Annotated in this window: 26 protein-coding genes and 1 pseudogene; 11 read left to right on the forward strand and 16 right to left on the reverse strand. The window is 71.7% G+C overall.

Annotation, left to right across the window (positions count from 1 at the left end; translation table 11 throughout):
- Positions 1-3: 3 nt before the first annotated feature.
- The gene (locus OG828_RS04300; RefSeq protein WP_328500146.1) at positions 4-954 is read left to right on the forward strand and encodes an NADP-dependent oxidoreductase; all 951 of its coding nucleotides are present in this window, start codon (positions 4-6) and stop codon (positions 952-954) included.
- Between the two features lie 6 nt (positions 955-960).
- Here the strand turns inward: OG828_RS04300 and OG828_RS04305 are convergent, their stop codons facing one another.
- A complete protein-coding gene (locus OG828_RS04305; RefSeq protein WP_328500147.1) occupies positions 961-2,067 on the reverse strand; it encodes an NAD(P)-dependent alcohol dehydrogenase in 1,107 nt (368 codons plus the stop codon).
- 25 nt (positions 2,068-2,092) lie between these two features.
- Positions 2,093-3,547 carry an aldehyde dehydrogenase family protein gene (locus tag OG828_RS04310; RefSeq protein ID WP_328500148.1) on the reverse strand — a complete coding sequence of 485 codons (1,455 nt, stop codon included), beginning with the start codon at positions 3,545-3,547 and terminating at the stop codon, positions 2,093-2,095.
- Positions 3,548-3,663: 116 nt separating this feature from the next.
- Here OG828_RS04310 and OG828_RS04315 point away from each other — a divergent pair, with 116 nt between their 5' ends.
- Both OG828_RS04315 and OG828_RS04320 read left to right on the forward strand, forming a co-directional pair.
- Positions 3,664-4,101 (forward strand): MarR family winged helix-turn-helix transcriptional regulator, encoded by a 438-nt coding sequence (locus tag OG828_RS04315; RefSeq protein ID WP_328500149.1) that lies wholly within the window; start codon positions 3,664-3,666, stop codon positions 4,099-4,101.
- Between the two features lie 122 nt (positions 4,102-4,223).
- Complete coding sequence (locus OG828_RS04320) at positions 4,224-4,604, forward strand: anti-sigma factor antagonist (RefSeq protein WP_328500150.1); 381 nt, start codon at positions 4,224-4,226, stop codon at positions 4,602-4,604.
- Positions 4,605-4,629: 25 nt separating this feature from the next.
- Here the strand turns inward: OG828_RS04320 and OG828_RS04325 are convergent, their stop codons facing one another.
- Positions 4,630-5,583 (reverse strand): ribose-phosphate diphosphokinase, encoded by a 954-nt coding sequence (locus tag OG828_RS04325; protein WP_328500151.1) that lies wholly within the window; start codon positions 5,581-5,583, stop codon positions 4,630-4,632.
- 210 nt (positions 5,584-5,793) lie between these two features.
- Between OG828_RS04325 and OG828_RS04330 the strand changes: the two genes are divergently transcribed.
- A complete protein-coding gene (locus OG828_RS04330; protein WP_328436656.1) occupies positions 5,794-6,474 on the forward strand; it encodes a DUF4230 domain-containing protein in 681 nt (226 codons plus the stop codon).
- Here OG828_RS04330 and OG828_RS04335 read toward each other — a convergent pair whose 3' ends face one another.
- The 6 genes from OG828_RS04335 to OG828_RS04360 are packed head-to-tail and all read right to left on the reverse strand — an operon-like array spanning position 6,475 to position 10,188.
- Positions 6,475-8,232 carry a complex I subunit 5 family protein gene (locus OG828_RS04335; RefSeq protein ID WP_328500152.1) on the reverse strand — a complete coding sequence of 586 codons (1,758 nt, stop codon included), beginning with the start codon at positions 8,230-8,232 and terminating at the stop codon, positions 6,475-6,477.
- The gene (locus OG828_RS04340; protein ID WP_328350331.1) at positions 8,232-8,582 is read right to left on the reverse strand and encodes a sodium:proton antiporter; all 351 of its coding nucleotides are present in this window, start codon (positions 8,580-8,582) and stop codon (positions 8,232-8,234) included. The genes OG828_RS04335 and OG828_RS04340 overlap by 1 nt, the downstream gene beginning before the upstream one ends.
- On the reverse strand, positions 8,579-9,316 hold the full coding sequence (gene mbhE, locus OG828_RS04345; RefSeq protein ID WP_328350334.1) for a hydrogen gas-evolving membrane-bound hydrogenase subunit E: 738 nt from the start codon (positions 9,314-9,316) through the stop codon (positions 8,579-8,581). Before mbhE ends, OG828_RS04340 begins: the two co-directional genes overlap by 4 nt.
- Positions 9,313-9,564 (reverse strand): hydrogenase subunit MbhD domain-containing protein, encoded by a 252-nt coding sequence (locus tag OG828_RS04350; RefSeq protein WP_210569899.1) that lies wholly within the window; start codon positions 9,562-9,564, stop codon positions 9,313-9,315. Before OG828_RS04350 ends, mbhE begins: the two co-directional genes overlap by 4 nt.
- Positions 9,557-10,009 carry an MrpF/PhaF family protein gene (locus tag OG828_RS04355; protein WP_328500153.1) on the reverse strand — a complete coding sequence of 151 codons (453 nt, stop codon included), beginning with the start codon at positions 10,007-10,009 and terminating at the stop codon, positions 9,557-9,559. The genes OG828_RS04350 and OG828_RS04355 overlap by 8 nt, the downstream gene beginning before the upstream one ends.
- Positions 10,006-10,188, reverse strand: a complete 183-nt coding sequence (locus tag OG828_RS04360) for a hypothetical protein (protein ID WP_328350342.1) — start codon at positions 10,186-10,188, stop codon at positions 10,006-10,008. The genes OG828_RS04355 and OG828_RS04360 overlap by 4 nt, the downstream gene beginning before the upstream one ends.
- Before the next feature lie 299 nt (positions 10,189-10,487).
- Here OG828_RS04360 and OG828_RS04365 point away from each other — a divergent pair, with 299 nt between their 5' ends.
- The 3 genes and pseudogenes from OG828_RS04365 to OG828_RS04375 all read left to right on the forward strand — a co-directional run bounded on the left by OG828_RS04365 (position 10,488) and on the right by OG828_RS04375 (position 13,687).
- Positions 10,488-11,162 carry a VanZ family protein gene (locus OG828_RS04365; protein ID WP_328500154.1) on the forward strand — a complete coding sequence of 225 codons (675 nt, stop codon included), beginning with the start codon at positions 10,488-10,490 and terminating at the stop codon, positions 11,160-11,162.
- A gap of 167 nt (positions 11,163-11,329) precedes the next feature.
- Positions 11,330-12,175, forward strand: a pseudogene (locus OG828_RS04370) (glycoside hydrolase family 16 protein); the annotation flags it as partial.
- A 294-nt stretch (positions 12,176-12,469) separates the two neighbouring features.
- Positions 12,470-13,687: a GNAT family N-acetyltransferase gene (locus OG828_RS04375; RefSeq protein ID WP_328500155.1), complete on the forward strand. Its 1,218-nt coding sequence runs from the start codon at positions 12,470-12,472 to the stop codon at positions 13,685-13,687.
- Positions 13,688-13,705: 18 nt separating this feature from the next.
- Here the strand turns inward: OG828_RS04375 and OG828_RS04380 are convergent, their stop codons facing one another.
- Together OG828_RS04380 and OG828_RS04385 are read right to left on the reverse strand one after the other, a co-directional pair.
- Positions 13,706-14,566 carry a DUF1963 domain-containing protein gene (locus tag OG828_RS04380; RefSeq protein ID WP_328500156.1) on the reverse strand — a complete coding sequence of 287 codons (861 nt, stop codon included), beginning with the start codon at positions 14,564-14,566 and terminating at the stop codon, positions 13,706-13,708.
- A 92-nt stretch (positions 14,567-14,658) separates the two neighbouring features.
- Positions 14,659-14,895 (reverse strand): hypothetical protein, encoded by a 237-nt coding sequence (locus tag OG828_RS04385; RefSeq protein ID WP_328350352.1) that lies wholly within the window; start codon positions 14,893-14,895, stop codon positions 14,659-14,661.
- 118 nt (positions 14,896-15,013) lie between these two features.
- On the opposite strand from OG828_RS04385, the gene OG828_RS04390 reads away from it, so the two are divergent.
- The gene (locus OG828_RS04390) at positions 15,014-16,048 is read left to right on the forward strand and encodes a PHP domain-containing protein (protein WP_328436665.1); all 1,035 of its coding nucleotides are present in this window, start codon (positions 15,014-15,016) and stop codon (positions 16,046-16,048) included.
- A 285-nt stretch (positions 16,049-16,333) separates the two neighbouring features.
- The gene (locus tag OG828_RS04395) at positions 16,334-17,296 is read left to right on the forward strand and encodes an SDR family NAD(P)-dependent oxidoreductase (RefSeq protein ID WP_328436666.1); all 963 of its coding nucleotides are present in this window, start codon (positions 16,334-16,336) and stop codon (positions 17,294-17,296) included.
- Positions 17,297-17,517: 221 nt separating this feature from the next.
- Here OG828_RS04395 and OG828_RS04400 read toward each other — a convergent pair whose 3' ends face one another.
- The 5 genes from OG828_RS04400 to OG828_RS04420 form a co-directional block, all read right to left on the reverse strand.
- A complete protein-coding gene (locus OG828_RS04400; RefSeq protein WP_328350358.1) occupies positions 17,518-17,739 on the reverse strand; it encodes a hypothetical protein in 222 nt (73 codons plus the stop codon).
- 189 nt (positions 17,740-17,928) lie between these two features.
- Positions 17,929-19,218 carry an ROK family protein gene (locus OG828_RS04405; RefSeq protein WP_328500157.1) on the reverse strand — a complete coding sequence of 430 codons (1,290 nt, stop codon included), beginning with the start codon at positions 19,216-19,218 and terminating at the stop codon, positions 17,929-17,931.
- 37 nt (positions 19,219-19,255) lie between these two features.
- Positions 19,256-20,236, reverse strand: coding sequence for a phosphotransferase family protein (locus OG828_RS04410; protein WP_328504798.1), 981 nt, complete (start codon positions 20,234-20,236; stop codon positions 19,256-19,258).
- 172 nt (positions 20,237-20,408) lie between these two features.
- Complete coding sequence (locus OG828_RS04415) at positions 20,409-21,296, reverse strand: DUF3626 domain-containing protein (protein WP_328500158.1); 888 nt, start codon at positions 21,294-21,296, stop codon at positions 20,409-20,411.
- 80 nt (positions 21,297-21,376) lie between these two features.
- Positions 21,377-22,702 (reverse strand): erythromycin esterase family protein, encoded by a 1,326-nt coding sequence (locus OG828_RS04420; protein ID WP_328500159.1) that lies wholly within the window; start codon positions 22,700-22,702, stop codon positions 21,377-21,379.
- Positions 22,703-22,843: 141 nt separating this feature from the next.
- On the opposite strand from OG828_RS04420, the gene OG828_RS04425 reads away from it, so the two are divergent.
- The gene (locus tag OG828_RS04425) at positions 22,844-24,100 is read left to right on the forward strand and encodes an FUSC family protein (RefSeq protein ID WP_328350368.1); all 1,257 of its coding nucleotides are present in this window, start codon (positions 22,844-22,846) and stop codon (positions 24,098-24,100) included.
- A gap of 220 nt (positions 24,101-24,320) precedes the next feature.
- Complete coding sequence (locus OG828_RS04430; RefSeq protein WP_328500160.1) at positions 24,321-25,367, forward strand: hypothetical protein; 1,047 nt, start codon at positions 24,321-24,323, stop codon at positions 25,365-25,367.
- Positions 25,368-25,416: the final 49 nt, after the last annotated feature.

The raw sequence follows: 25,416 nt of genomic DNA on the forward strand, positions 1-25,416 counted from the left end.
ACCATGAGCACTGTGAACACCATGCGAGCCATCAGCCAGGACGTCCTCGGCGGTCCCGAGGTCCTCAAGGAAGTGCAGATCGAGCGGCCCGCGCCGCGGACCAACGAAGTACTGATCCGGGTGCGCGCCGCCGGAGTCAACCCGACCGACTGGAAGCACCGCGCCACCGGCGCTTTCCTGGGCGAGCCGCCCTTCGTCCTCGGCTGGGACGTCTCCGGCACCGTCGAGGCCGTGGGGATCGGCGTCGCCCGTTTCCAGCCCGGCGACGAGGTCTTCGGCATGCTGTCGTACCCGTTCGGCCACGGCTCGCACGCCGAGTACGTCGCCGCCCCGGCGCGCTGGTTCGCCCACAAGCCGGCCTCGCTCGACCACACGCAGGCGGGTGCGCTGCCCCTGGTGTCGCTGACCGCCTGGCAGGCGCTCGTCGAGTACGCGGACGTGCGGCCCGGGCAGCGGGTGCTGATCCACGCGGCGGCCGGCGGGGTCGGGCACGTGGCCGTGCAGATCGCCAAGGCGCGGGGCGCGTATGTGATCGGCACGGCGAGCGCGGGCAAGCACGAGTTCCTGCGCGGGATCGGTGTGGACGAGGCGGTCGACTACCGGGAGTCGGACTTCGCCGAGGCCGTGAAGGACGTAGACGTCGTCCTGGACACGATCGGCGGCGACACCTCGACGCGCTCGCTGCGCGTGCTGCGCCCGGGCGGGATCGTCGTGTCGATCCTGCCGGTGGGTTCGGACGACTTCCACGAGGAGGCCGAGCGGCTCGGTGTCCGGTCGCTGCGGATGCTCGTGGACGCCTCGTACAGCGGCCTTGCGGCGATCACGGAGCTGGTGGAGGCGGGGAAGCTGCGCCCCGCGATCGCCGGCACCTTCCCGCTGGCCGATGCCGCCGAGGCACACAGGCTCGGCGGCACCGGCCGGACCACGGGAAAGCTGGTCCTGCTGGTCGACTGACGTCGGTCAGAACGTGAGCACGGGCTTGATCGTCTTGCCCGCCTTCATGTCGCGCACCGCCTGGTCGATGTCGGCGAACGGGTACGTGCTGATCAGGCGGTGCAGCGGGAGGCGGCCCTCCTTCACCATGCGGACCAGGGCCGGGATGAGGGTCTGCGTCTCGCTGTCGCCGAGGGTGAGACCGACGATCTGCTTGCCGCCGAGCAGCCCGTTCACGTCCAGGGACACCTCCGTGCCGAACGGCGGGGCGCCGACGACGACCAGGGTGCCGCGGGCGGCGAGCGCGTCGACGCCCTGGCGCAGCACGGCGACGCTGCCGGTGGTCTCGACGATGCCGTCGGCGCCCTGGCCGCCCGTGAGCGACGCGATCGCCTCGCCGAGGTCGGACTCACCGGCGTCGACGGTGTGGGTGGCGCCCAACTCCTTGGCGAGGGACAGCCGTTCGCCGACCTTGTCGACCGCGATGATCGTGGTGGCCGGAGTCAGCGCGGCGGCCATCACCGCGGACAGGCCGACGGCTCCGGCGCCGAGGACGACGACCGTGCTGCCGGTGACCGGCTTCAGGACGTTCCAGACGGCCCCCACTCCGGTCTGCACCCCGCAGCCCAGGGGTGCGATGGAGTCCAGTGGTACGTCCGCGTCGACCTTGACGAGGCTGCGCTCGTCCGCCAGGGCCCGCTCGGCGAAGGAGGACTGGCCGAAGAAGTGGCCGCCGAGCGGTTCGCCGCCCCGGCTGACGGTGCTGCTGCCGTCCGCCCGTCGGCCCCCGATGAGGTTCAGCGGCAGCCAGGTCGCGCAGTACGCGGGGTGCCCGCCCCGGCAGTTGCGGCAGCCGCCGCAGGAGGTGAAGGACAGCAGGACGTGGTCGCCGGGGGCGACGCCGGTGACGGCGGCACCGACGGCCTCGACGACCCCGGCGCCCTCGTGTCCCAGAACTCCCGGGAGCGGGAAGGGCAGTCCGCCGCTCGCGACGCCGAGGTCGGTGTGGCACAGGCCGGTCGCCACCATGCGGACGAGCGCCTCGTGCGGGCCGGGCTCGTCGAGGACGACGTCGGAGAGGGTGAAGGGTGCGCCGCCGGACTCGACGACCGCGGCGCGGGTGGTGATGGACATCGCAGGAACTCCTTGAGGGCGGCGCTCAGTCGAGCGAGACGACGACGGACTTGACCTTGGTGTAGGCGGTGAGCGCCTCGGGGCCGTACTCGCGGCCGAACCCGGAGTCCTTGACACCGCCGAAGGGGACCGCGGGGTCGAGCATCGCCCAGTCGTTGACCCAGACGATGCCGGCCTGGAGCCGGTCGGCGACGCGGTGCGCGCGGGCGAGGTTGCCGGTCTGGATGCCCGAGGCCAGGCCGTACGGCGTGGAGTTGGCGAGCTCGACGGCCTCGTCCTCGGAGTCGAAGGGCTGCACGGTGAGGACCGGGCCGAAGACCTCCTCCTGGACGACGCGGGAGTCGTTCGGCAGGTCGGCGATCACCGTGGGCTTGTAGTAGTAGCCGCCGTCCAGGTCGAGCCGCTCGCCGCCGCAGACGATGCGGCCGCCCTCCTTGCGGGCCAGGTCGACGTACTCCTCGACTTTCGCCAGGTGCTTCGGTCCCGCCATCGGTCCGACGACGGTCTCGGGGTCGCGGGGGTCGCCCACCGGGACGCCGGGGACGGCCTGGGCGAGGATGCCCAGCAGGGTGTTGTGGACGGAGCGGGCCACCAGCAGGCGGGGGCCGCCCATGCAGAACTGTCCGGTGTTGAAGACGAAGGCCTTGATGACCGCGCCGACGGCCTTCTCCAGGTCGGCGTCCTCGAAGACGATGTGGGCCGCGTTGCCGCCGAGTTCCATGGTGACCGGCTTGAGGGCCTCGCCCGCCGCGCTCGCCACGTGCCGGCCGACAGTCGTGGAGCCCGTGAAGGCGACCTTGTTCACGCCGGGGTGGCGCAGCAGTGCCTCGCCGGCCACCGGGCCGGTGCCGGTCACGACGTTGACCACGCCGTCCGGGACGCCCGCCTCCTGGAGCAGCTTGGCCATGTACAGGGCGCTGAGCGGGGTCTCGTCGGCCGGCTTGTGGACCACCGTGTTGCCGGCCGCGAGAGCCGGGCCGAGCTTCGAACCGGCCAGAATCAGCGGGAAGTTGAAGGGCGTGATGGCCGCGACCACGCCGAGCGGCTCGCGCCGCGTGTAGGCGAGGGCGTTCATGGGGGTGTCGCGGTTGGCGCCGTGCAGGGAGTGGGCCAGGGCCGCGTAGTGCTCGTAGTCGTTGGCCGCGTTGGTGATGTCCACGGCGTGGCACAAGGTGATCGGCTTGCCGACGTCGAGGCTCTCCAGCCGGGCGAGTTCGTCGGCGTTCTCACGGATCAGCTCGGCGACGCGGTGCAGGATCCGGCCCCGCTCCCGGCCGCTCAGACCGGACCAGGAGCCGTCGTCGAAGGCCTCCCGGGCGGCGCGCACGGCTGCGTCCACATCGGCGGCGCCCGCCTCGGCGACGGTGGTGACGACCGTGCCCCGGGACGGGTCGACCACCTCGGTGCGCGCTCCGTCGGCGGCATCGCGCCACTGTCCCCCGATGAACAGCCGTCCGGGTTCGATCTCGAAGGTGGTCATCGCCACTCCTCAGCTCCATTGCCAAGATTTCAACCAACAGGATTCCTGTTGGTGCGTCGTCTGGTTCGCAGTCTCTTTACAGACAGGTTTCCTGTCAATGCTCTAGGCTCGATCTCATGGTCGGCACCCAGGCAACCAAGGCACCCCCGTCCCTGCTGTACATGGTCAAGCAGGTGGAGCTCGTCGTGCGCTCACACCTGGACGAGCTCGTCAAGCCGTCCGGTATCACCGCTCTCCAGTACACCGCGCTCACCGTCCTGGAGCGACACGACGGACTGTCGGCCGCGCAGCTGGCCCGCGACTCGTTCGTCACCGCCCAGTCCATCGCCGACCTGGTCCGCTCCCTGGAGAACCGCGGCCTGATCCGGCGGGAGCGCAATCCGCGCAATCGGCGCGAGCTGCTGATCCTGCTGACCGACGCGGCCCGGGAGCTGCTCGAGCGGCATGCCGGGCCAGTACGGGAGCTGGAGGAGCGGATGGTGCGCGAGCTCACGGCGCACCAGACGGAGCAGTTCCGGCAGGCGCTCTCCCGGGCCTGGCAGGCCCTGTCGTAACGCTTGGGGGCGACACGACGACATATGTCAATCGAACTTGCGCAGATTCGCTCGATCGGGGGTAACTTGCTGGGCGGGAAAAGGAATTGCCGCCCAGGGAACCGGTTGGAGGCGACGTCGTCGTGCCGCAGGAACCCGCACCTGTCACCCGGTATCTGCGTATCCGGCAGGACCGCGGCTTCACGGTGCTCGAGTTTCGCGGCGAGATCGACATCGCGGCGTCCGTCGAGATCATCCCGCTCCTCGACCGGGCGACCACCGGGTCAGGCCCCCGGGTCGTGCTCGACCTCAGCGGCGTCGAGTTCTTCGACTGCTCCGGGCTGCGCCTCCTCTACCGGGCCAGGAGCAGGGTGCTCGACCGCGACGGACAGCTCCACCTCGTCTGCACACATCCGCTCACGCTGCGCGTCCTCCGGGTGACCGGACTGGCCCGGCTGCTCCCTCCGGCCCCGACGCTGGACGCGGCCCTGAGCCAGCCCGAGGCCACGTCCGGTCAGGTCTGACGGGGCAGGTCTGCCGCGTCCCTGTCTATTCGCTCCGCGGCGCGTCGAACAGGGCGCTGACCGACTCGCCGTTGTGGATGCGGCGCACGGCCTCGGCGAGGGCGGGGGCGATGGACAGGATCCGCAGCTTGTCCGTGTGCTCCTCGGCGGGGACCGGCACGGTGTTGGTGCACACGATCTCGTCCACGTCGGGCTGCTCGCTGAGCCGCTTGAGCGCACCGGCCGCGAACAGGCCGTGCGCACAGGCGACCTTGATCGATCGCGGTCCCAACTCCCGCAGCCGGTCGAGGAGTTCGAGCACGGTGCTGCCCTTGGCGATCTCGTCGTCCAGCACGATGACATCGCGCCCGGCTACATCGCCGATGACGGTGCTGATGCTGACCCGGTCGTCCGCGTACCGCTGCTTGGCGCCGGCCGCGACCCCGGCGCCGATCAGCCGGGCGAAGGCCGCCGCCTCCTTGGCGTTGCCGAGGTCCGGTGAGACGACGGTGGTGCGGGTCAGGTCGTACTGCCGGAAGTGCGCGGCCAGCTCGCGCAGTGCGTGGAGGTGGTCGACAGGCACCGAGAAGAAGCCGTGGACCTGCGGCGAGTGCAGCGTCATGGCGAGGACTCTGCTGGCGCCGGCGGCGACCATCAGGTCCGCGACCAGACGTCCGCCCATGGAGATGCGGGGCGCGTCCTTCTTGTCGGAGCGGGCGTAGGCGTAGTGCGGCATGACGACGGTGATCCGGCGGGCGGACGCGCCGCGCGCCGCGTCGCACATCATCAGCAGCTCGACCAGGTGCTCCTGGACGGGGGTGACCAGCGGCTGGACGAGAAAGACGTCCCGCTCACGGCAGTTGGCCTGGAGCTGCACCTCCAGGCAGTCGTTGGCGAATCGGCTGACCCGGATCGGGTTGAGCGGCACGCCGAGATGCCGGCAGACCTCCGCCGCCAGTTCGGGGTGGGCGCTACCGCTGAACACGGCGATGTCTCGCACGTCCGCTCCTCGCATGATCATTCCGGGCTGCCGCCCTCATGCTACTGACCACGGAAATGCGGCTGCGGACCGCATCTGGGACCGCGAACTGCGCCTTGGGTACCGCGTCCGCCGGTGCGCGCCTGCGTCAACTGTCCTGTTTGCCCAACGACCCTGTCTGACACGGATTTTGAGGGGCATCCGGTCAGGGAGGAAGGGAGGACCGTCGCCATGACGACTTCCATCAAGCGCTTACCCAGGCGCATGCCCGGCTGGGCGAAGCTGGTGACCGCCGTCGTACTGGTGCTCGCCGTGATGTTCGCCGGGATCCGGCTGAGTCTGCTCCCGGGCCTGAAGGACTTCTTCGGTACGGAGACCCACGACCGCTCGGGTCCCGCACTGCTGGAGTCGATTCAGGACATCAGCCGTTACGACGCCGCCTCCGGCAACTTCCAGGTCGTCGTGGACCTGGAGAAGGACGCCAAGTACCTTCCCGACGCGATCCGCGGCACCCGCACGCTGTACGTCGGCGCGGGAACCGTGGACGCCTACGTCGACCTCGGACAGGTCGGCAAGCAGGACGTGACGGTCAACGAGGACCGTACGTCCGCCACGCTCCGGCTGCCGCACGCGGCACTGGGCGAACCGGCCCTCGACCCCGAGCGCTCCTACGCCGTGTCCAAGCAGCGCGGTCTGCTGGACCGGCTCGGCGACCTCTTCTCCGACAACCCGAACAGCGAACAGGCCGTGCAGAAACTCGCGTCGCGGCACATCGGCGACGCTGCCAAGAGCAGCGAGCTGACCAAGCGCGCCGAGGCCAACACCACCGGCATGCTCGAAGGCCTGCTGCACTCCCTCGGCTTCAAGGAGGTGGAGGTCTCGTACGGTCCGGGGCCGAAGAACGACACCTGATCAGGCGAGGATCCCCGGCAGGGCGAGCGCCGCGAGCAGCGCGGCGCCCACCAGCATCCATGCCACGTAGTCGCCGACGTGCCCGGACTGCAGTCGCCGCAGCGGCAGTGCCCACTCCGGTGCGGCGAGCAGCCCGGGACGGGTGACGGCGACAGCCGCGAGGCCCGCGGCCAGTAGCGTCGAGAGGAGACCGAGCAGGACACCGACCGGGGTCCAGTGCACGGAGACATGCGCGCCGCCGGACCCGGCCTCGTTCACGGCGTGCGCCACGACGTCGCCGAATCCGGGGGCCACGCCGACGGTCAGCGCTCCGGCGAGCAGCAGCGCCGGCACGGCCGTCATCGTGTCCGGGATCCGGCTCAGCCGCTGCCCGGTCTCCGGTTCCTCGCCGGAGCCGGTCGTCTCGTACCCGGCGTGTTCCTCGGGATGAGGGCCGAGCCCGAGGAACACACGTGCGCCGACCCGCAGCACCGCTCCGGCGGTCAGGGCGGTCGCCGCGACGTAGAGCACGGTCAGCGGGCCGCCCACGGCCTCCTCCGTGACGGCCTTGCCGAATCCCGTACCGAACGGCGGCAGCCCGGCGAGGGCCACGGCCCCGGTCGCGAACAGCACGGCGACGCCCCGCAGTTGCCGGGCCCGTCCGTGCAGGGCGTGTTCGTCGACGCTGCCGTAGCGGTCGAGCAGGATGCCCGCGCAGGCGAACAGCGACGCCTTCACGCCGGCGTGGCCGAGCATGTACAGCGCGACCCCGTCGTCCGCCTTGGGCGTCAGGACGCCGATGCCGATGAGGAACAGCCCCATGTGGGCGACGGTCGAGTAGGCGAGCAGCCGCTTGATGTGCCGCTGGTACCAGCACATGACGGCGCCGATCACGGCCGTCACCGCTCCCAGCGTCACGAGGACCTGCTCCAGGTCGGCCGCGGGAACCCCGCCGGGCCCGGCGAAGACCGTGCCGTACACCCGCCAGACGCCGTACGCGCCGAGCTCCACCATGACGCCGGACAGCAGCATGCACACCGGCGTGGGCGCGACGGCGTGCGCGTCCGGGAGCCAGAAGTGGAAGGGCACGGCGGCGGCCTTCACCAGCAGTCCGGTCAGTACGAGGACGAACGCGGCGAGCACCAGCGCGTCGGGCCCGCCGTGCGTGTCGATCCCCCGCCCGATCTGCGTCATGGCCAGCTCGCCGGTACGGCCGTACAGCAGCGCGATGCCCATCAGCATCGCGTACGCGCCGAGCGAGGTGACGACCGCGAAGGTCAGCGCGCCCTGCACGGCCTTCGCCTCCTCGACCCGGTGCCCGGTCAGCGCGTACGCGACCACGCTCATCAGCTCGAAGAACACGAACGCGTTGAACAGGTCGCCCGCGACGGCGAAGCCGCACATGCCCGCCTGGAACAGCAGCATCAGGCCGGGGAACGACCCGGCGTGGCGGCGCGGCGGTTCGTCGAAGTAGTGCCAGGAGTACGCCAGGGCCGCGAGCGTCAGCAGCGAGGCGAGCGCGGCCATCCCGAGCCCGGGCCCGTCGCCGGTCAGCACGATGCCGACGCTCACCCCGTCCTTCGGCCGCCAGCCGCCGACCCATTCGACGTGCGGGGGTGAGGAGTTGAGGAGCAGCACGATCGCGAGTCCCGCCGTGCCGGCCGACACGGCGCAGCCCACGGACTCGGCGGCGACCCGGGGCAGCCGGCGTCCGCCCGCGACCAGCAGGGCGGCGCCGAGGACGGGTACGGCGACGAGCAGCGGCAGCAGGTCGTTCATCAGCCGCGCAGCTCGGAGAGCTCGTCGGGGTCGACGGTGCCGTGCCGTTTGGAGATCTGCACGACGAGCGCGAGCAGCAGCGCGGTGACGGTCGCGCCGACCACGACGTCGGTCAGGGCCAGCGCCTGGACGACGGGGTCGACGACCGGCCGTGAACCGGGCTGTACGTCGGAGAAGACGGGCGCGGTGGCGTCGTCGCGGTAGCCGACGGCCAGCAGCAGGACATAGGTGGCGGACTGGCACACGGCCAGACAGCCGACGGCGTGGATCAGATTGCGGCTGGTGGCCAGGCCGTAGCAGCCGGCCAGGAAGACCCACATGGCGACCAGGTAGGGCAGTACGTCCATCATGTCCCGCTCTCCTCCTCGATCTCGACGGCCTGGTCCAGGAAGCGGGCGAGCAGGACGACGACCGCGCAGGCCACCTCCATGCCGATGGCCGCGTTCAGCAACGGGACGGTGCCGCCGGAGGACAGCGTGTTGAACGTGCCGTACGGCAGCGTGTTCGCCAGGAAGGCCGTGCCGCCGATCAGGACCGCGAGGCCGGTGACGACGTAGGCGGAGACGGCGAGCGCGTCGCCGACCTCGTACAGGCCGACCGGCCGGACGCGTTCCAGGGCGCGGTAGTCGGCGCCCAGGTAGAGCAGGTGCAGGGCGGTCGCGGCGACGACGCCGCCCTGGAAGCCGCCGCCGGGGGTGAGCTGCCCGTGGACGATGACGTACAGGCCGGTGAGCAGGGCGACGGGCAGCACCACGAGGGCGTAGCGGCGTACGGGGAGGGCGACTTCGGCGGGTTCGGGGCGTGCTCGGTGCTCGTCGCGGGTCTGGCGCAGCAGCACGACGCAGCCCAGGACGGCGGCGAACAGGATGCTCATCTCGCCGAGGGTGTCGAAGGCGCGCTGGTCGAAGTTGACCGACGACACGGTGTTGGCGGCGTTCCGGGCGAGGGCCTCGCGCACGGCACGGTCGCCGTAAGGATGCCGGTCGCCGCCGAAGCGGGGCAGGTCCAGGCAGGCGGCGACCAGCAGGACGGCGAGTCCGGCGCCGGCCGCGAGGACGAGCCACAGTCGGGTGCGGGGGCTCATCGGTCGCGTCCCTTGGGCCGTTTGACCTTGCGGACGGTGAGCAGCAACAACAGCGGGGTGAGCGCGGATCCGACGGCGAGCTGCGACAGTGCCACGTCGGGTGCCTGGAGCACGGTGAACAGGACGGCGAGGACGACGCCGAGGACGGCAAGGACGAGGGCCTGCCGCACCGGGTCGCGGACGGCGACCGCGAGGGTCGCGGTCGCGGCGACCAGCAGCAGGGCGATGACGATGACCGCGTCAGCCACGGCGGACTCCACCGAATCCGCCGGACAGCGCGTGGGACGCGACGACGTTCCCGCCGATCAGCAGCGCGCCGGTGACGAGCAGTTTCACCATGGCCCGGCTCGGTCCCACGGCCACGCACAGCACCAGCACGACCACCGCGCCGACGCCCGCCGCCACCCACGTCACGCCCCAGGCGCCCGGCGGATCAGCGGTCAGCTCGTCGGCGAACAGCCGGGCGAAGACCAGCGTGCCGACGGGGCCGAGCAGGGCGAGGACCAGGGCGACATCCACGTAGGACGGGCGGTCGTAGGCCTGGGAGAGCAGGAGCAGGGCCGGGCAGGCGAACGCGGTGGCCAGGTTCTGCGCCACGACCGCGCGCCGCAGCGGTCCGGTGGCGACGCCCCAGAGGGTGGCTCCGACGCCGCCCGCGAGGACGACGGCCGCCGCCGGCATCCAGCCGTTCACCGTCCGGCCACCGCCCTGCGCGCGGCCCGCGCCGCGAGGGCGGCCACCGCCGCAGCGCCCGCGCCGACCGCGAGTTCCAGGGCGTCCACGGTGCTGACGAGGACCAGCCACAGCACGGAGAGCGCGGCCCACCACGCCAGGAACTCGGCGGCGGCGAGAAGTGTCGTACGCCGGTTCATGCGCCACACCTCCCGAGCCTCGACCGCCGACCGACGCGGCGATACGTCCGGTTGCGCCGCTTTCGCGCCATCCAAGCACCGCGTCCGCCATGCGGTGTGACGGCGCGCGGGTCTCCGCCCGGAGTGCCCCCGCAGCGCGCGGGGAAACCGGGAGCCCGGGATCGCGCGGCGGCATCTTCGCCCGGTTCGCGGGTAACCGCCCTACAACAAGGGGAAGTTGAAGACTGGAGGACCGCATGGCCCGTACAGCCTCACGATCCCGTGCCGGGTTCCGGCTCCGCACAGCCACGTCCGCGTCCGTGGGGGTACCCAGGGGGAAGCGGGCGCCCAAGTCGAAGCGGGAGCCGAAGTCCGAGGAGCCGTCCCCGTCCAAGCGCGGCCCCAAGACGGCCTGGCTCTCCAAGCTCAAGCGGACGCCCAAGGCGGCCGGGGCGGCGAAGACCAAGCAGGCTCCAAAAACCCGACAGGCCCCGAAGTCCAAGCCGGCGCCGCCGCCCGCCCGTCGGGAACGACGCGATCCTCTTCGCCTCCTCGCGCGGCTGCTGGCTGTGCTGTGCGCCTTCGTCCTCATGGTGGCGTTCGCGGTCGTGCTCGCCCGGCTGACCCTGCAGCCCTCCCCCGCGTCGGAGGCCCTGACCCACACCAACCTGCGGCCGGGCCGCTCCCTCAAGGCTTATCTCGACCAGCCGGAGCTGCGTGACGCCGTGAAGCAGATCGGCGGCAACCTGCTGCTCGGCATCCCGTTCGGCATCCTGGCCCCCGTCGTCGCCCCGCGCACCCGGGGACCGCTGCGCATCCTCCTGCTGACCGCGACCGTGATGCTGCTGGTGGAGCTGGTGCAGGGCGTGATGGTCGAAGGGCGCGCCTTCGACATCGACGACGTCATCCTCAACACCACGGGCGCGCTGATCGGTTACTTCGTCCTGGGCCGGCGTATGAGCCGTGCCGTGCATGCCAGGGAGCGTCACTCCTAGCCGCCGGCGCGGCACCGGAACGGCACGGTGCCGCACTGGAGACCATTTGGTCTGTACCAAGGTATTGACGCCCTGTTATCTCACTCCTTAAATCAAGAGGCGACACCCTTACCCCCCACCTCGGTCGGCGCACCCGTACGCCGGGACGCCGTACGGAAGGGAGAGCCGTGGTCGCCCCACGTTCGCTCCGCATCTGTCTCCTCGCCGCCCTGTCCGCCGGGCTGGTCGCGTCCGCCACCGTCGCCCCCGCCGGGGCGGAGCCCGCCGACGTCCGGGCCGTGACGTTCTCCGACACCTTCGACGGGCCCGCCGGCGCGGGCGTCGACTCCTCGAAGTGGCAGCTCGAGACCGGCGACAACGTCAACAACCACGAACGGCAGTACTACACCTCGGGCACCGACAACGCGGCCCTGGACGGCCAGGGGCATCTGGTGATCACGGCCCGCCGTGAGAACCCGGCCAACTACCAGTGCTGGTACGGCACCTGCGAGTACACGTCGGCACGGCTCAACACCGCCGGCAAGTTCACCGCCCAGTACGGGCATGTCGAGGCACGGATCAAGGTGCCGCGCGGGCAGGGCATGTGGCCCGCGTTCTGGATGCTCGGCAACGATCTCGGGCAGGTCGGCTGGCCCGCCTCGGGCGAGATCGACGTCATGGAGAACGTCGGCTTCGAGCCCTCGACCGTGCACGGCACCATCCATGGCCCCGGCTACTCCGGCTCGGGCGGCATAGGAGCGGCCTACTCGCTGCCGGGCGGTCAGGCCTTCGCCGACGACTTCCACACCTTCGCCGTCGACTGGGCACCCGACTCCATCACCTGGTCGGTGGACGGCAACGTCTACCAGCGGCGCACACCCGCCGACCTCGGCGGCAACGCCTGGGTCTTCAACAAGCCGTTCTTCCTGATCCTCAACCTCGCGGTCGGCGGCTACTGGCCCGGCGACCCGGACGGCTCCACGGTCTTCCCCCAGCAGTTGGTGGTGGACCACGTCTCGGTGACTACGGGCGACTGAGCGCTCCGCCAGCTGTGTCGATATGCGGCTCCGCCGCGGGGCCGCGATAGGCCGTCGGTTCACTGCGGCGCCGTCGTGGCTGGTCGCGCAGTTCCCCGCGCCCCTTCGGGGCGCGGCCGAACCGCAGTCGACTGCACCCGACCGGGTCACTTATCGGCGTCCACCACAGAGTGGAAGCCGTCGATGCGGCCGCGGGCCCGGCCGTAATTCGCTTGCCCTTGCCACGGGTTGGCGCTGCACTGTGGCCGGACATCACGCGTCGTGGTGCCGGTATCCCGGGAGGCAGCAGCGATGGAGATCCGTCCCACGACCGACAAGGATCTCGACGTCTTCGTCGACACCGTCCATGCCGCGTTCGGGCGCTTCCCGGAAACACCGGTCGAGGGCGGCGGGCTGTGGTGGTCGGCGCTCGAGATGGACCGCTGCCTGCTCGCCCTGACGGCGGACGGGCGGCCCGTCGGCACCGCCGCCACGCACGCCTTCGAGCTCACCCTGCCCGGTGAGACCCTCGTCCCGGCTCCCGGGGTGACCGCCGTCGGCGTCCTGCCCTCGCACCGGCGCCAGGGCGTGCTCAGCGCGATGATGCGGCATCAGCTCGCCGGGCTGCGGGCCGACGGGGAGTTCCTGTCCGTGCTGCTGGCCTCCGAGGCCCCGATCTACGGCAGGTTCGGCTACGGACCGGCGACCTACACGGCGCGGCTGACGGTGCCGCGCCACAAGGCCGCCCTCGCCGTTCCCCGGGCGCGCGGAGTGGTCCACACATCGGCGACCGGCTCGGTCGAGGTACTGCGCCGGGCCGAGTGCGGCGAGATTCTGGAAGAGGTCTACGACCGCTATCGCCGCGCCCAGCCCGGCGCGCTGTCCCGGCCGCACCGCTGGTGGGCCTTGCGCGCCGGGCAGCCCCCGATCTCGCCGGCGCCGCGCCATGTCGCTGTCCACCGGGACGCCTACGGCGTTCCGGACGGATACGCCAGCTACTCGGTCGAGTCCGGCACCCTGACGGTCGACGAGACGATCACCACCGACGACGCCGTCTTCACGGCCCTGGCCCGCTTCGCGCTCGGTCACGACCTGGTCTCTCAGGTCGTGTTCCAGCACGTCCCGCCCGATCACCCGCTGCGGTGGCAGTTCGCGGACCTCCGCGCCGGCGAGGTGAGCGGCACCATGGACTGGCTCTGGGTGCGGCTGCTGGACATCCCGCGTGCGCTGACCGCGCGCGCCTGGTCCACGGACGGCGAACTCGTCCTCGACATCGACGACCCGTTCCTCGGCGAACACGACCGCTACCTGCTGACCGTCCGGGACGGCAAGGCCGACTGCGTCCCGACGGACCGGAGACCCGATCTGTCCCTGGACATCGGCGACCTGGGCTCCGTCTACCTCGGCGGCACTGCCCCGAGCACGCTCGTGCGCGCCGGACACATCCGGGCCCACCGCCCGGGCGCAGCCACTCTCGCTGACGCCCTCTTCCGCGCAGAGCGCTCCCCGCACTGCCTGCACTGGTTCTGACGGTTGGATTGATCTTGTTCAGGGGTTCCAGAAGACCGAGGCGAACGCGCGGTCGAAGCGCCGCGCGGTCAGATCCTCGCGCTGGATGACCCAGTGGACGGTGGCGCTCTCCCAGCCCGCCACGTCCATGCCGGCCTGCCAGTCGGCCAGGAGCACCCAGTCCGAGACGTCACCCGAAACCGGTCCGTCCCACCCGCCCGCTTCCGCCGCTTTCACGGCTCTGGTCACGGCGATGGCGACCGGGTCGGTGTAGATGGCCTCCTCATCGGCGTATCCCCCGATCTGCAGCGGCCCCTCGGGGGCGATGTCGTCACGGAGGCTCTTCCAGACCGCGACGAGTTCCTCGGAGCGGGGATGCCCAGGTAGCGGAACGCTCCCCGGCCGGCCGAGGAGTTCGACCGCTTGGTGGTGGGGCAGCGACACCTGAGGTGTCGCCCGCAGTGGGCCCTGCGGGAACGCCTCGAACATCTCCTCCTCGTCCTCGAAGTCGAGGGAGTTCCAGGCGTGCCGGTCCCGTTCCACCACGGCCGAGCCGGCGGGGACGTACACCACGCTGCCCATGGTCTCGTAATCGTCGGCGGTCTCGGGGAAGGCGAACAGCAGCAGGCGGCCGTCGGGAGGCAGGGGCAGGTCCGTCGCGTCGGCGGGGAGGGCCGCGAGGTCGAGGGAGGCGACGTAGGGGTGGGCGGGGTCCGGGGTATCGGCCGGTAGCAGGAGCGGACCGCCGAAGTGGCCCACGACCGGGCCGTCCCCGTCCGGGGTCAGCGTCGCGCAAGGGCGGGCGGTGGCCAGCCATCGCTCTACGTCGGCGGCGGGTATGCCCCGCGCGATCGCCTCGTCATGGAAGGGTCTTAACCGGTCCCGCATCTCTGGAGTCATGGGGAAACCGTAGAGGGAGGCACCGACACAGGCGTGGCGCAGGGTGCTCCTCACCCGCGGCTACCGCGGCGGGCGCGCACGAGGTCGCGGTGCTAGTGCATTCGCCAGGTGAACTTGTCGCCGCCGACCCAGCGGACCACGTCCGGGTCGTCCAGGTCGTGGACCGTGATGCCCCAGGCGGCGGCTGCCTGGAGCACGTCGGTGACGGTCTTGGCCTCACCGACCACTTCTCCGTCGATCTCCACGATGCGGAACGGCGGCGTGCCCGGCTGTACCCCGAGCACCATGATCCGGGGGTGGGAGATGTGAGGGCTCGCTGCTTCGGTCATGCAATAGAGCGTAGAGCGGATCCGGCCGTCACGAACCATTTGAGCCGCCCTTGAAGCGGGGCGAAACGACCGGTCGCGTTCCCTCCCGCGCTGGGCAACCCTGGAGGAGGAGGTGGCGATGGATCCCGTCGAGACCCTGGAACGGATCGCCTTCCTGCTGGAGCGGTCCCTTGCGCCGACGTATCGCGTACGCGCCTTCCGCACCGCCGCCGAGGTGCTGTCCGAGCTGTCCGAGGACGAGGTGCGTGCGCGGGCGGACGGCGGATCGCTGGAGAAGCTCAAGGGGGTCGGTCCCAAGACGGCGCAGGTGGTGCGGGAGGCACTGGCCGGCGACGTGCCCGGGTATCTGCGGAAGCTGGAGGACGAGGCGGGAGGTCCGCAGACCGAGGGCGGTGAACGGCTGCGGGCGCTGCTGCGGGGTGACTGCCATCTGCACTCCGACTGGTCGGACGGCGGCAGTCCGATCAGGGAGATGGGCCGGACCGCTGCAGGGCTCGGCCATGAGTGGGCGGTTCTGACCGATCACTCACCCCGGCTGACCGTGGCTCGCGGCCTGTCCGCCGATCGGCTGCGCGCGCAGTTGGACGTGGTGGCGGAGCTGAACGAGCAGTGGGCGCCGTTCCGGCTCCTCACCGGCATCGAGTGCGACATCCTCGAGGACGGCTCGCTGGACCAGGAGCCGGAGCTGCTGGAGCGGCTCGACGTCGTGGTGGTGTCGGTGCACTCCAAGCTCCGGATGGACGCCCGCGCGATGACGCGCCGCATGGTGGCCGCCGTACGTAATCCGCTGTCGGACATCCTCGGGCACTGCACGGGACGGCTGGTCATCGGGCGGGGTAGCAGCGATCCACGGCCGGAGTCGCGGTTCGACGCGGACGAGGTGTTCGCCGCGTGCGCCGAGACGGGAACGGCGCTGGAGATCAACAGTCGTCCGGAGCGGCTCGACCCGCCGCGGCGGCTGCTGCGCCGGGCCGTGGAGGCGGACGTGCTGTTCTCGATCGACACCGACGCGCACGCACCGGGCCAGCTGGACTGGCAGATCCTCGGCTGCGCGCGGGCGGAGGAGTGCGGGGTGCCCGCGGAACGGGTGGTCACCACCTGGCCGGTGGACGACCTGCTGACCTGGGCCGGGGAGCGTCGGCTGCCCGGGTGACCCAGATCACCGCGGGCGCCGGAACAGCCCAAGGTGGTTCCCCGTTGAACAGACCGTGGGTGCGGATGGGACAGTGTCCCCGGGCCTCACCTTTTGCCCACAGGGACGATCGTTCGGCTGAAGCCCTGTGGAGCCTTTCGCCGAGAGGCGACCGCCATCCGTGCCCACCCTTTGGCCGCCCCGACCGTGATTCCCCCGTCCGGTCGGGGCTTTCCTTTGCCCAGGTTCGTGCCGCATCGCGCTCGCCTTGACTTCGAGAGCACTCCAATTCGTAGCGTTCAAGGCATGAACACTGCACAGCACAAGATCGGCTCGGGTTTCGGTGCCACGAGCACCGCGGACGACGTCCTCCAGGGCATCGACCTGACCGGGAAGCTCGCGATCGTCACCGGCGGCTACTCGGGCCTCGGCCTGGAGACGACCCGCGCGCTCACCAAAGCCGGCGCCCGCGTCGTCGTACCCGCCCGCCGCCCGGCCACCGCGCGGGAGGCCCTCGCCGGTGTCGACGGCGTCGAGGTGGACGAGATGGACCTCGGCGACCTGGACAGCGTGCGCGGCTTCGCCGAGCGGTTCCTCGCCTCCGGCCGCACGATCGACTTCGTCATCGGCAGCGCCGGGATCATGGCCTGCCCCGAGACCCGGGTCGGCCCCGGCTGGGAGGCGCAGTTCGCCACCAACCACCTCGGGCACTTCGCCCTGGTGGGCCGGTTGTGGCCGGCCATCGAGCCGGGCGGCGCGCGCGTCGTCTCGGTCTCGTCGCGCGGCCACCACTACTCCGGGATCCGCTGGGACGACCCCCACTGGCACGAGGGCTACGACAAGTGGCTGGCATACGGACAGGCCAAGACGGCGAACGTCCTGTTCGCGGTGCACCTCGACCGGCTCGGCCGGGAGCACGGCGTGCGGGCCTTCTCGCTGCACCCGGGCGGCATCCTCACACCGCTCCAGCGTCACCTGCCGAAGCAGGAGATGGTCGAGCGCGGCTGGATCGACGAGGCCGGCAACCCGCTGAACCCCGAGGGCTTCAAGACGCCGGAGCAGGGCGCGGCCACCCAGGTGTGGGCGGCGACCTCGCCCCAGCTGTCCGGAATGGGCGGCGTGTATCTGGAGGACTGCGACATCGCCGAGCCCGCACCCGCCGACGGCGAGTTCGCGGGCGTCAAGGACTGGGCACGGGACCCCGAGGAGGCGGCGCGGCTGTGGGAACTGTCGGTGAAACTGACCGGCGTGAACCCGTTCGCGGCGTAAGCGCTCCGCGGGGTGCCGTGATGGGCCGTCGTTCGTCCGCGGGTCCGTTGTGGGTGGTCGCGCCCACGCGGCGGAGCCGCATATAGATACAGCCCCGCGCCCCTTCGGGGGCGCTGCCGAACCGCAGCCGACTTCGCCAAGGCCGTTCAGGACCCGCGGGTCACCTGCCTGGCTCACGCCGAGTGCCGCCCGCGCGGAACGTGCGCAGGGCGCGCCGCAGGTCACCCGGAGGGCTCGTCCGGTACCGGCTGTTCCGGGTGGACGCCGGACGATTGCGGCCCGTCCTGGCGGCCGGTGCCCGCCTCGTCGGTGTCGGGCACTTCCGCCTCGACGGAGTCGTCGGTCGCGTCCTCGGGCGGCACCTCCCACGGGTCGTCGCCCGTGTCGGCCTGCTGGTCCTGCAGATCCCGCGGCACGGGACCTTCGCGCCGGTCGTCAGCCATGGCGTCCTCCCTTCGCGTAGCGCCCCGAAGGGGCACGGGGCTGTATCGATATGCGGCTCCGCCGCGTGGGCGCGACCAGCCACAACGGACCCGCGGACGATCGACGGCCCATCGCGGCACTTCCCATCGCGGCACTTCCCGCGGAGCGCTTAGCGCCCCCGAGTACCTCCGCCGGTCACCGGCGAAACCTCAGTGCGGAGCCCGCTCCCGAAGCGCCGCACGCCAGGCGGGCGCCGGCCCCTCGGGCACGGGCTCGGCGCGTCGGCCGCCGCGGGCGAAGAAGTCGGCGAGCGGCAGGATCGCGGCGCCGACGGTGACCGCGTCGGGGCCGAGCCGACCGAGGTCGATGGTGACCCGCTCGGCCGGGTGGCGCAGTGCGTACGACACGGCATGGCGCCGTACGGCGGGCAGGAACCGTGCGCCGAGCTGGAGCCCGGCCCAGCCCCCGATCAGGATGCGCTCGGGCTGGAAGAGGTTGATCAGGTCGGACAGCCCCGCGCCCAGGTACTCGGCGGTCTCCTCCAGGACGGCGAGCGCCACCGGGTCGGCCGCACCGCCCCCGGCGGGATAGGCGGCGGCCAGCATCGCCGTCAGCGCCGTCTCCTCGTCGGTGTCCTCCGGCGGGCGCCCGCCCTGCTCACCCCACCGCTCGAGCAGCGACGCGGCGCCGGCGTACGCCTCCAGGCAGCCGAGGGCACCGCACCGGCAGCGGCGCCCCCTGACCCGTACCGTCAGATGGCCCCACTCGACCGCCCGCCCGTGCTCCGCCTCGGGCGTGACCAGGCAGGCGCCCACCCCCGAGCCGAAGAGCACGACGACCGCGTTGCGGGCGCCGCGTCCGGCGCCGAACCACATCTCGGCCTGGCCGAGGGTCTTGGCGCCGTTGTCGATGAAGTACGGGACGGTGTCAGGGAGCGGGGAGCCGTCGCGGAGCAGTGCTTCGAGAGGGACCGCGTCCCAGCCGATGGTCTGTCCGTGGACCACGGTGCCGCGGTCCGGGGTGCGTTCGACGATGCCGGGGACGCCGATGCCGACGCCCAGCAGCTGTTCCGGCGCGATCTCGGCGCTGGCGAGCACCTCGGTGACGCCGTCGCGGATGTGACCGACGATGACCTCGACGTCGTAGCCCTGATGGGTCAACGGGCGTTCGGTGCGGGCGAGTTCGGTGAGGGTGAGGTCGAACAGCTCGATGCGGACCCGGGTTTCGCCGACATCGACGCCGATCATGTGGCCGCTGCCGGGTGCCACGCGCAGCAGGGTGCGCGGGCGGCCGCCGTCGGAGTCGACGCTGCCGGCCCCCTCCAGCAGGCCGTCGGCGACCAGGTCGGCGACGACGTTGCTGACGGAACCGGAACTGAGCCCGGTCACCGGGCCGAGTTCGAAGCGGCTGAGAGGTCCGTCGAAGTACAGCCGTTGCAGTACGGCCGTACGGTTGGCCCGTCTCAGGTCGCGTACCGTGCGCCCGTTCCGCCCTGCCATGTGGCTCCCTCGATCTGAAGTGATGACCCTCGCCGGGTCAGCGAGCGGCCAGTTCCTGGATCTCGTCGAGGGCGAGGACGAGTTCGGGCGCGACCACGGTCTGGACCCAGCCGTCGCGCTCCTCGCCCGTCGCCCGTGGGACCGTCTCGGTGATCATGATCAGGTAGAGGTAGCTGCGGTAGAGGGCGAGGCGGAGGCGGGCCGGAGTGTCGAAGACGGCGCGGCCCCCGGCCTCCTGGTAGCCCGCCAGGAAGTCCTCGTCCTTCTTGATGTCACCCAGCAGCGCCAGGGAGACGAAGTCGGCGAGCGGGTCACCCCAGAACATGCGCTCCCCGTCGATGAGGCCGCCGATACGGGCCACCCCCGTCGAGCAGTCCACCAGGATGTTGCCCTGCCAGAGGTCGAAGTGGACGAGGTAGGGGACGTCGACCTCGTCGAGGGCGGGAAAGGCGGCCCGGAGAATGCGGGCCACCTCGTCGGCGGGGACAGGCAGCCGGGCACGGTAGTCGCGGGCGTCGTCGAGTACGGCGTCGATCATGCCGGTGAAGGCGGTCCGCCAGTCGCCGGCGAGGGGGCCCAGGGCGCCGGACGGGTAGCCGAAGCCGGGGCCCGTGACCCGGTGCAGCCGGGCCACCTGACGGCCCAACTCCGCGCGCAGCGCGGTCCGTTCGGCATCGGTGAGCGCATCGTCCCACGGGTCGCCCGGGCAGGCGGTCATCAGCAGATGACGTGCGCCCACGTCCCCGCCGACTGCCACAACACGCGGCGCCGATACGTCCGCCTGGGCGGCCCCGTCGTAGAACTCGGCTTCCGAGACGAGGAGTTCCCGCTCGTGGCGCAGGCCGGGCGTGGTCTCCGCGGGCGGGATCTTCAGGACGTAGCGGGTGCCGTCGGTCAGCCGGAGTTCCTCGACCGTGTTGTACGTGCCGCCGTGCAGCGGGCGGACGTGAGCGAGGCGGTCGGGCGGGATCTGCGCCGCCTCCAGAACGTTTCGCGCCCGCTCCCATGAGTCCACCACCGTGCGCCCACCCCTCCCCTTCGACCAGCCTGCGGCGTACACGTCCTCGACGTAACGCCCCTCCCCCATCGGCCCGTTGAACCACCGATCGGCAGCCGCCCACGTCGGCGTCCGGTGTGTGTTCCGGGTACAGGGTACGGAACGCGCCCCGCACGGCACTGGGCGCCCGCACCTATGCGCTGGGCGTCCTCGCGTGAGCGACGCAGGCCGTACCGGCTCCCTCCGGGGCGCCGAAGCGGGCGAGGGTGTGCCACACCATTTTCAGGTCCTGGAGGTCGTGGTGTCCCGTGCGGGCCGCGTTTCCGATGATCCGCGGGTCGAGGCGGCCCTCCTCGGCGATCCGGGCGCCCAGGTCGGCGTACTCGGGGCCACGGTAGTCCGCGTGGCCGCGCAACTCGGCCGCGGTGAGCCGGTAGCCGGGGTGCCATTCGAGCGGGAAGGGCAGCGCGCGGGCCGCCTCCTCGACCGCGGTGCCCCGGTAGCTCGCGTCCAGGATCAGCGCTTCCACGTCCCGGGCGAGGACGACGCCACCGTGGACCTGCGCCTCGATGTAGTCGTTGAGCGCGTCCTGCCGGTCCGCCTCGGCCAGGGCGATCAGGGACATTCCGGCGGCCACGCCGAAGTCGGCGGGCTCGGCCGCGCTGTCGGGGTAGCAGAAGGTGGCGCGGTCGAGCGTGGCGCCGGTCAGCCGGAGGTGCGAGGACCCGAACCGCGGGGCCGCGCCGACCACTTGGCGCCGGAAGTTCAGAGCGCCGTACACGGGCCGGTCCTGCGGGTCGGCGTCGTCGTACGCCCCGCCGAAGATCCGGCTCTCCCAGCGCCAGCGGTCGCCGCCGGGATGTGCGGTGAGGCCGCCGTTGCTCACGCCCGTGACGAACTGCGAGTGGTACGTGCCGTCCCGGGCCAGCGCATCGAGGATGGGGACGCCGCCGACCAGCCGGTCCGGGTGCAAGTTGAGCGTGATGCGCAGCTCCCGCTCGACGGCCGGCCCGGCGGAACGGCCCGCCACATGCCCCAGCGCCGCCCGCGCCCGAGGTGACCCGATGTCCCCGAAATCCACTGGCTTCCCCTATCTATCAACTGCTCGAAGGGCGAGGCCAAGCGGCCGGCCGACCTCGCCTGTCTCGACAAGTTGTACGTCTAGACGTCCCGCAGCGTCGAAGCCTCCACCTCATGGAGGTGGATCAGGACGTCGTGCGAGCGGCTCAGCGCGATGTCGTTCGGGCCGTCCGGATACGCGGTGCCGATGGTGCGCGTCGGCCGGGCCTTCGCCAGCCACTCGCGGGCCGGCGATCCGACCGACCGCAGGTCCACGACGTAGTCGCGGTGACGCACCCGGTCGAGGGTCCGTTCGTTGCTGCCGGGGCCCGCCGGTCCCAGCGTCCAGCGGCGGACGGCTTCTTCGTCGAGTCCGGTGTCGTTGAACGAGCCCCGGTCGAAGGTCACCCCGACGCTCACATACCCGGCGCCGAGGCTCTCCCGCAGAAACGCGCCCTGCGTCTTCGGGTTGGACGCGGGATCGACCGCCACATGGCCGACGTGCTCGTCATGCGCCGACAGCAGCACCTTCGTACCGGTGTGCCGCTGCCACCACACGACGTTGGCGGCCATCGCCCCGTCCCGGTAGCGCATGGCCTCGGCAATCTGGGCGGGGTCCTCGAAGTCGAAGGCGTACTGCCGGGCGGTCTGGTCGATCACCGTCGCGTTCTGCACGGCCCGGTCGTACGCGGCTCGGCCCGCGCCGGGGTCCTGGCCGCGCAGCAGGTCCAACGCCTCGCCGGTGCGCTCGGCCATCTCCCGCCGTTCCGCATACGGCTTGCTCAGGTACTGCTCGATATAGGCCTTGGTCGCCACGGTGGGCCGTAGCCCGCGGTAGAGCTCGGCGAAGCGAGGGCTGAGCTCCGGGCGGGTGGCGGCCACATGGTCGGTCACCGCGTCGTACAGCTCGGGTCCGGTCCAGGCGATGTCGTCGCCGATGAAGCAGACGGGGTCGCCCGGATGCCGGACGTTGTACGCCCGCATCCACTCGACGAGCCGCAGACAGTCGGTGTTGTTCCACCAGAGGTAGTCGCGCTGGAACTCCTCGCGCATGATGCGCCGCGGGTCGCCCTTGCCGTACCGCACGTAGGCGTCGAGACGCAGGCCCGTGCTCCAGGGGGCCTCCAGCGCGAAGGTGCGGAAGCCCTTCTCCTCGACGAGGTGGCGGAAGACGCGGTCCTTGAGGGCGAAGAAGTCGTGCGAGCCATGGGTTGCCTCTCCCACGCCGACCACCTGCGCGTCGCCGATCATGCGGTCGAGGGGGCGCAGATCGCTGGTGCTGCCGCCGGGCTCGACCGTGCGCAGCGGGTGGGCGGCGTGGTCGAGGGCCTGGACGACGGTGGTGGCCGGTGCGGCCGTGGCCGGGACGGCGGCTGTCGCCGTACCGAGAGCGATGAGCAGGGTCAGGACTGTTCCGGTCCGTGCCATGTCATGATCCAAGGCTGTCGCGCCCGGCCCGGCCGACACCATCCGGCGGTCCACCGTCCTTCGGCGCGGGCATCCGGAGCGCGACAGCGGGGGTTTTCCTCAGTACGTTCGATGCGCCTGAGGAAGGGAAGATCCCAAGGGATGCGAGATGTGCGTGAGCGGACGGAGTCCCTCGAAAGCCTGGTGAAGAAGCGGCGCCGGGACCCCGTCGTCGTCCAGACGCTGCGGTCGGCCGCCGCCGCGACGATCGCCTACGTCATCGCGCTGCGCCTGAGCCCCGAGCAGCTGCCGCTCACCGCGCCGCTGACCGCGCTGCTGGTCGTCCAGGTCACCCTCTACGCCACGCTCACCAACGGCATCCGCCGGGTGAACTCCGTGGTGGCCGGGGTCCTCGTGGCCATCGCCTTCAGCCTGCTGGTGGGGCTGACCTGGTGGAGTCTCGCCCTGCTGATCCTCGCCGCGCTGGGGGTGGGACATCTGGTGCGGGTCGACGAGTACGTCCCCGAGGTCGCGATCAGCGCGATGCTGGTCCTCGGCGTGACGACCGTCGGGGACACGGCATGGGCGCGGGTGGTGGAGACGCTGATCGGCGCGGTCGTCGGACTCGGCTTCAATCTGCTGCTGGCGCCGCCGGTGTGGGTCGACCAGGCGGGTGAGTCCATCGAGGGGCTGGCCCGCCGGCTGCGGCAGCTGATGCTGAGCATGGGTGAGGAGGTGGCCGGCCGTACCCCGGTCGAGCAGACCGCCGCACGGCTGCACGAGGCTCGTCGGCTCGATCACGACATCGTCGAGGTGGACGCGGCGCTGCGGCAGGCGGAGGACAGTCTGCGGCTCAACCCGCGCGTGCGGGAGGGCCTGTTGCACCGGGTCGTGCTGCGCACCGGTCTGGACACGCTGGAGATCTGCACGGTCGTCCTGCGCGTCCTCGCCCGCAGCTTCACCGACCTGGCCAAGGAACGCGACCCCGAGCCGCTGTTCACGCCGCCGACGGGCGCCGCGGTGGAACAGTTGCTGGCCGAGATCGCCGACGCCGTGGTCAGCTTCGCCGTCCTGGTCACCACCAGCGTCAGCGCCAACGCCGAGTCGGCTGAGGCCCGGCTCACCGCCGAGTTGCACACCGCGGCGGCCACCCGCGACAAGCTCGCCCAGCTGCTGCGCGAGGAGGCCGAGCGCGAGACCCGGCACTGGCAGCTGTTCGGCGCCGTCCTGACCGAGGTGAACCGCATCCTCGACGAACTCGACACCGAGCACCGCACACGTCGTCTGCTGGAGGAACTGGACCGCGTGTCGCAGGACCAGCGCGCCCGGATGCCGCGTCTGACCCGGCTGCGGGAACGTCTGGGCGTCCAGGAACAGCTGTGGCGGAACCGTACCGGCATGGGCGGGCGTTTCCGGTAGGGGACGCCGGGACGGGCCGGCACCGGATGCAGGTCCGGTCGTCACATTCCCGTCGTCCGCCCGGAGGGCGGGCCCCGCGGCGTCTGGTGCGTGCGATCGCAAGGCGCCGGAGCGCCCTCGTGGCGGAGCCACGTGGGCGGTTCGGCAACGCGGCGAGCGTGCGTGCCAGGCGTCGCGGGGCAGGCGGGAATGTGACGACCGGACCTAGGGGAGCGGGCCGATGACCGATGCCGACACGACCGTACGGATCGACGGGAACACGCTGCGGCTGCCTCGCGGGGTGGCGGTGCGGTTCATCCGCACGCTGCGTCTGCCCGAGACGGGCACACACGCGTTGCCGCCGGGGCTCGGCGAGTTCCCGCTCCGGCGTGTGGCGGACTATCCGGACACCGTGCCCGGGCAGTGGCGCTCGCGCGGCGGCGTGATGCTGCCGGTGTATCTGCGTGAGGCGATGTGGCTGAGTTTCGCGGGCACCACCGAACCGGCCGCCCTGCAGGTCGGCGTCGGAAAGGTGTGCGCTGTCTCGGGCCGGCCGTGGAGCGACCGGCTCTCCCGCAAACCCCAGAACTACGTGGTGCTCCCCCGCCAGCCGTGGCTGGACGGCATCAACTCCGGGAAGGGCACGGTCCGCCAGTTCGTGGCGGTGCCGCTGGGGATGGGGGCGACCGTCGAGGGGCAGGTCACCGGCGAGGAGGTCTGGGGCGGCGTACAGCTGCAGTCCTTCCCGCTGAACGAGGGGGCGCTGGCCGTGTGGCGCGAGGAGCAGCGGCTGCGGGCCGAGCGTGAGGTGCGGTCCCGGCAGGCGGCCGGCGGCTTCGGCGCCGCGCTGCCGATATCGGCACCCGCGGCACCCGGCGCCGCTCCGGCCGGCCGGCCGCGGCCCGCCGCGGCGATGGGGCTGGGCGTCGGCGGCTCCATGCGCCAGGAGGTCTACCAGGACGACCGGCCGGCGACGGACTGGTCCGAGGAGCCCGCCGGGCGGGTCTACGTCCATCTGGTGACGCCCCCGGAGTGGCGCCGTATCACCGGCGAAGCCCCGCCGCCGTCCCCCGTGGACCGGGCGGCCTACACGAACGCGGGCCTGCCGTGGTTCGACTACTTCGACCAGGACGCGGAGGACCTCGCACCCTCCGACACCCTGGAAGGGGTGAAACCGGTCGGCGACTGGATCGGTGACGACCACGAGCCCTGGCAGGAGCCGTCGCCGGGCCAGGTGAAGCCCCTCAAGGACGCGCCCGGCACAGCGGTGGAGGACGGCGACTGGTGACCGTTGCGGCCCCTGCAACGCATGGTGCCGTTCTTGCATGCCAAGGGTG

It is taken from the genome of Streptomyces sp. NBC_00457, from assembly GCF_036014015.1.
Lineage (GTDB): Bacteria > Actinomycetota > Actinomycetes > Streptomycetales > Streptomycetaceae > Streptomyces.